This is a genomic window from Microseira sp. BLCC-F43 (genome assembly GCF_041929235.1).
GTDB lineage: Bacteria > Cyanobacteriota > Cyanobacteriia > Cyanobacteriales > Aerosakkonemataceae > Microseira.
Window position 1 is genome coordinate 1 of record NZ_JBHFNP010000363.1, and the last position, 5272, is coordinate 5272.

The following is a 5272-nucleotide window of genomic DNA, read 5'->3' on the forward strand; positions in this document are numbered from 1 at the left end:
TAAAGTCGCTGAGTTTCATAAGATACGCAGACGACTTTGTAGTCATACACGAAGATATAAACGTGGTGACTCAATGCCAAAAGATAATATCCGAATGGCTCAAAGGAATGGGACTGGAATTAAAACCCAGTCAAACAAAAACAACCCACACCCTCAATGAGTACAACGGCAATATAGGGTTGGATTTCCTGGGATTCCATATTCAACAAGCTTTGTCAGGGAATTACCGCAGCGCCACCAATTCCTCAGGAAAAATATTAGGATTTAACACAAATCACCCCGAGCCAGGAAAAACAGAGAGTCCACCCAAAGAAAATGGCTGAAATAGTAGATAAAAACCTCACCAAACCACAAGCAGTATTAATAACTGAGTTGAACTCAGTTATTAGGGGATGGTGTAACTAATACTCAAAAGTTTCAATTAAAAAAGTTTTTAAACGGATGGATTTTCTGTTGTACCAAAAGCTCCTTGCTTGGGCAAGGCGTAGAAACATACACTCCAATCAACACCAAATATCAGATAAATACTGGCACACAGTCGGAAATGATAACTGGTGTTTTAGTACCAACGAAGGGCTAACACTTGAAAAACATTCAAAAACCTCAATAAAGGTTTTCACTAAGGTTCAAGGAACAAGAAGCCCTGACGATGGAAATTGGATATACTCGAGTACACCCATGGGCAGAAGCCCAGAAGTCTCTACAAAATTAGCAACGCTACTGAAGAGACAACAGGGGAAATGCAATCACTGCTATCTTTCAAGCCAGGGGAATTGATAGAAATTGACCATATTGAACCATTAGCTAAAGGAGGAAAAAACCTATATACCAACCTTCAAGCCCTTCACAGACATTGCCATGACACAAAGACAACCACTGATGGAAGTCTTGGTACTCATGACATAGAGCCATTTGATTGAGGCGCAGGATGAAGCGAAAGTTTCACGTCCGGTTTTGAAGCAGCGGGTAGAAAGGCGACTTTCTACTCGACTCCACCAAGGTCGCAATTAAAATCAACACCAAATATTCCAGTAATCGTGATGGAGAAATACCTGCCCGTGTGGAGGGACACCACATGAGGAGATTTTGCTACCGAAGCTATCCGAGAAGGCGTTGGAATGGTACTTGGGGAATCCGCGAAAGCCCGAGCCTATTGGTTCTCTTCGCCCAAAAATTGTCAGGAGAAATCACCACGCCCTGGTGGCAAATGTGGTGAGCCCGGAGAACCCTAGAAATAGCGATATTAAGATTGAAAGATCTTAAGAATCCCCGTACCAACAGGCGCGGGGAGTGTGTGCGATTCGTTCATCCCAAATGAGTAGCAATGCTCAGGGACGGATGGCTTGGTGAGAACCTTGACAACTTGATAACCGTGAAGGTGAAAGTCCTTCTCTCCAGGTGCAGGAGTTAAAGCATCACCCCTACGGTAGCGACTAGCCATCAATCCGTAAAGCGGGGTGAAAAGGTGGTAAAGCTGGCAGCCTAAGCTGGTTCCCATCGAGCAAGAACTCATGGATAGCGCAAGCCAAGATCCGATTAAATTGTCGTCACCAGTAACTAGCCAAATAAGGCTGATAGGCTAGAGCCAAAAGGCAAAGGATAAGGGACTGGCGGCTACACTACTGACCAGTTAGCACTCCCACTAAACCCGGCAAAGAGTATCATCCTAAAAGTTCATACCAACGGTTGTCAGGAACGAAGTAACCCCCTTGTATACTCTCAAAATGGTCGATTTTGAGTAGGTGCTAACCGGATGTTACAAGGTGGAAAGATTGTCTTTGAAGCTAAGGCTCAAGGTAATGCTTGAGATATGCAGACGTAGACACGATGTTTTGGAATGAATAGGAACAAGTAGCAGTCTATATGTCTAAAGCACGGAATCAAAAACCGATGATGGAATCGAAAGACATTCCCTGGCGAAAGCTGGAGAAAAAGGTCTTTAAGCTGCAAAAGCGCATATTCAAAGCCTCGCAACGTGGAGATGTCAAGGCAGTTAAAAAGCTCCAAAAGACATTGATGAAATCCAGGTCAGCAAAATGCTTGGCTGTCCGTCGAGTCACGCAAGATAACCAAGGACAGAAAACTGCTGGGGTAGACAAAGTAAAATCCCTCAAACCAGAACAAAGAATCGAATTGGTTAACAATTTGAAACTATCCTGTAAGGCCAAACCGACCAGAAGGGTTTGGATTCCCAAGCCCGGAACGCCGGAGAAACGCCCACTAGGAATTCCAACGATGACAGACCGTGCTTTACAAGCATTGGTAAAACAAGCACTAGAACCCCAATGGGAGGCAATATTCGAGCCAAACTCAATGGGATTCCGACCAGGGCGCGAAGCCCATGATGCAATCGCAGCCATCTTTGGTGCCATCAGCCGCAAAGCAAAATACGTGTTAGATGCGGATATAAGCAAATGTTTTGACAGCATCAACCACAGTAAATTGCTAGAAAAGCTGAATACGTTCCCCTCTATTAGAAGGCAAATCAAAGCTTGGCTCAAGTCCGGCGTGCTGGATAATGGAGAACTATTTCCAACAGAAATGGGAACACCACAAGGGGGCGTAATTTCTCCACTTTTGGCTAACATTGCCCTTCACGGTAAAGAAGAGGAAATCAATAGATATGCCTCTACTTTACCAGGTAGAAAGAAAGACAACCAAAAGGATCTCAACCTGATTAGATATGCAGACGACCTGGTGGTTTTGCATCCAAAACTGGAAGTGATTGATCAATGTAAACAGCTAATTGAGAGTAGGCTAGCAAACATGGGTCTGGAATTGAAACCCAGTCAGACCAAAATCACTCACACCCTTCATGTTCATGAAGGGCATAAGGGATTTAACTTCTTAGGGTTCACAATTAGGCAATACCCCGTAGGTAAAACCCAATCAGGTTGTGATACCAGAGGAGAAAAACTGGGTTACAAAACCATCATCAAACCAAGTCAGGAAAACATCAGTCGCCACCAAAAGAAGCTGGCTAAAATTATCAAAACCCATAAAGCGTCCTCCCAGGAAGCTCTGATTGATGAATTAAACCCAGTAATTAGAGGTTGGTCGAATTACTATTCCACAGTGGTAAGTAAAGATGTTTTCACCAGTCTAGATTCATGGCTTTATCGACAACTTCGTAATTGGGCCCAACACCGTCACCCACATAAATCGCAATACTGGATATCTAGCAAATACTGGGATTGTGACAAGACAGGGTGGTTCTTCAGAACTACCGGAGATCAAGCCGTCCGTCTATCCGAACATGATAAAACCCCCATCGTGAGGCACATCAAAGTTCAAGGAGAGAAATCCCCATACGACGGAGATTGGATTTACTGGGGTAAAAGAATGGGGCAACACCCGGAAACAAACAAAAGAGTAGCAACACTACTCAAGAAACAAAAGGGTAGATGTGCAGAGTGTGGACTGCACTTCCGGGAAGGAGATGTTTTGGAAGTAGACCATAAAGTTCCTCGTTCCCAAAAAGGGAAAGACGAATACCAAAACCTACAACTTCTCCATAGACACTGCCACAATGTCAAAACGGCTAGAGATAGTGCGAAGTGTGTTTGACAAACACCAAAACATTGATGCGCCGTGTGCAGAGAAATCTGCAAGCACGGTTTTGAAGACCAGCAGGGCTGGCAACAGCCTTGCTGAGTTTAATCAATTTTAGCATCGGATGCTGCAAGTCACATCAGCGGTACGAAAATTTGGATTGATGGGGCGCAGTCATTGTTGCATTAAGAATCCGGGTTTCTTTAAGAAACCCGGATTCTTTTATTTTTGCAGCAAGCCGAATACCTGAGTTTGGTGCAAAACACCTATGCCAAACAAAACTAACAGGATAACCATCCCCACAGAGCCATAACTTCTGACAAATTCGTCTAAATATGGGGGTATTTTCCAAAGCGGCTTTGGTATGCGACGGGCAACTTGTTCAAACTTAGCTTGCGCCCAACTTACATCAAGCCCTTGTTGATGCGCCTCCCACAATAAACTTGCTGCCAGTTGCAATAAAAAAGGATGCCCACCACCCCATTCTCTAGCAAGGTGTTGCTCTTCCGTACTTAATGCAGCCTTTGCCCCGATTCTCTCAGGCAAGCTTACCAGTTCCCATGCTTCTTCTTCTGTCAATTCCCCCAAAGGCAGAACTTGTTCAAAGCCATTGAAAAAAGAAGAAGTCAGCTTATACCGACGCTGGTAAAAATCTAGCTTTCTGTGGGAAGCTACCACCAGCCTCAAGATATTGCTGTTGATCAAAAACCGCAAATTGTCAAAAAAACCATCGTTAAAATGTTTTGGATAACGAAACAACGCTTCAAAATCATCCAGGCAAAGCACAGGGAATAATCCCTGCCGTTTCCACTCTCCGATTGCCCCTGAAAAGCTTTGGCGATCCAAAAATTTAATATTCTTCCAGGGTCTCATTAATTCTGGTTTTGCTTTCACCAAGGGGTGATTGAGCAATTGTCGCGCAGCTGCCAGATAGAAGGCATTTTCCCGCCGACAATGAGATTCTTGCAAATTCAGGTAAATTACTATAAAACGGCGGGGATTTTCTACCCGCTGTTCGTAAATCTGGCAAAAGCGATAAAGCAGAGAAGATTTTCCCATTCCCTGTTTGCCCACAACGTTAATGCTGCTAGACCCGATACCCATTATTCGCGAGGTAATGTAGTCTAATTCAGCTTCGCGCCCAACAAAATGCTGGGGCTTTTCAATCATCGGTCCTGCCAAAAACGGACAAGGAGCACCCAACTGAGAAGTCATAAGAAAGTTTCGCTACCAGTCGAGACGTAGTAACAAGATGGGGGATATTACTTCTGCTTTCATACCCATGTTTACGGGTAGTTGCGATCGCGCAAGCAAAAGATACTGATACTCTGAGTTGCGAAATGGATGATGCCAACCCTTAATTTAAACGCCTTTGGCTTTAACCTGCGGGCTTACATTCTACTGGTTGGCAAACACGATAAAAACTAGATCCTTCTAGAAGTTTAGATGCTACCCTTTATAAGTATTATGACTTATACCTGTAAGTACCTCAACAGTGAAATTACGGATTTCAGAATCGGTTAACATCAAACCGATTTAAGTAATAATAGGTACAACTGAAATTTCATCAGTAAGATTACTGATTTCATACTAACTTTACAAGGTTTTACACTCGGTTAGTGCAAAGGCCAAATATTCATATTGTGGAAAGGTATGATAAATTTGCGCCGAAATCCGCATCTGCCGAAAAGGGTATTTAGGTCAATAAATTATCGTCCCC

5 protein-coding genes are annotated in these 5272 nt (G+C 43.7%); 4 read left to right on the forward strand and 1 reads right to left on the reverse strand.

Features of this window, described 5'->3' with window-relative positions:
* The 4 genes from ACE1CM_RS48355 to ltrA all read left to right on the forward strand — a co-directional run.
* The coding region (locus tag ACE1CM_RS48355) for a reverse transcriptase domain-containing protein (RefSeq protein WP_374886775.1) at positions 1–323 on the forward strand (323 nt) is incomplete at its 5' end.
* A complete protein-coding gene (locus tag ACE1CM_RS48360; protein WP_374886776.1) occupies positions 316–405 on the forward strand; it encodes a hypothetical protein in 90 nt (29 codons plus the stop codon). The genes ACE1CM_RS48355 and ACE1CM_RS48360, both read left to right, overlap by 8 nt.
* Before the next feature lie 335 nt (positions 406–740).
* Entirely contained in the window at positions 741–920 is a 180-nt protein-coding gene (locus ACE1CM_RS48365) for an HNH endonuclease (RefSeq protein WP_374886777.1), read from the forward strand.
* A 943-nt stretch (positions 921–1863) separates the two neighbouring features.
* Positions 1864–3567, forward strand: a complete 1704-nt coding sequence (gene ltrA, locus ACE1CM_RS48370; protein ID WP_374886778.1) for a group II intron reverse transcriptase/maturase — start codon at positions 1864–1866, stop codon at positions 3565–3567.
* Positions 3568–3774: 207 nt separating this feature from the next.
* Here the strand turns inward: ltrA and ACE1CM_RS48375 are convergent, their stop codons facing one another.
* Positions 3775–4767, reverse strand: a complete 993-nt coding sequence (locus ACE1CM_RS48375) for a hypothetical protein (RefSeq protein ID WP_374886779.1) — start codon at positions 4765–4767, stop codon at positions 3775–3777.
* Between the last annotated feature and the right edge of the window lie 505 nt (positions 4768–5272).

Bases quoted from the DNA above. Each gene is read 5' to 3' on its own strand.
- ACE1CM_RS48360 (WP_374886776.1), top strand. From the start codon at position 316: ATGGCTGAAATAGTAGATAAAAACCTCACCAAACCACAAGCAGTATTA.
- ACE1CM_RS48365 (WP_374886777.1), top strand. From the start codon at position 741: ATGCAATCACTGCTATCTTTCAAGCCAGGGGAATTGATAGAAATTGAC.
- ltrA (WP_374886778.1), top strand. From the start codon at position 1,864: ATGTCTAAAGCACGGAATCAAAAACCGATGATGGAATCGAAAGACATT.
- ACE1CM_RS48375 (WP_374886779.1), bottom strand. From the start codon at position 4,767: ATGACTTCTCAGTTGGGTGCTCCTTGTCCGTTTTTGGCAGGACCGATG.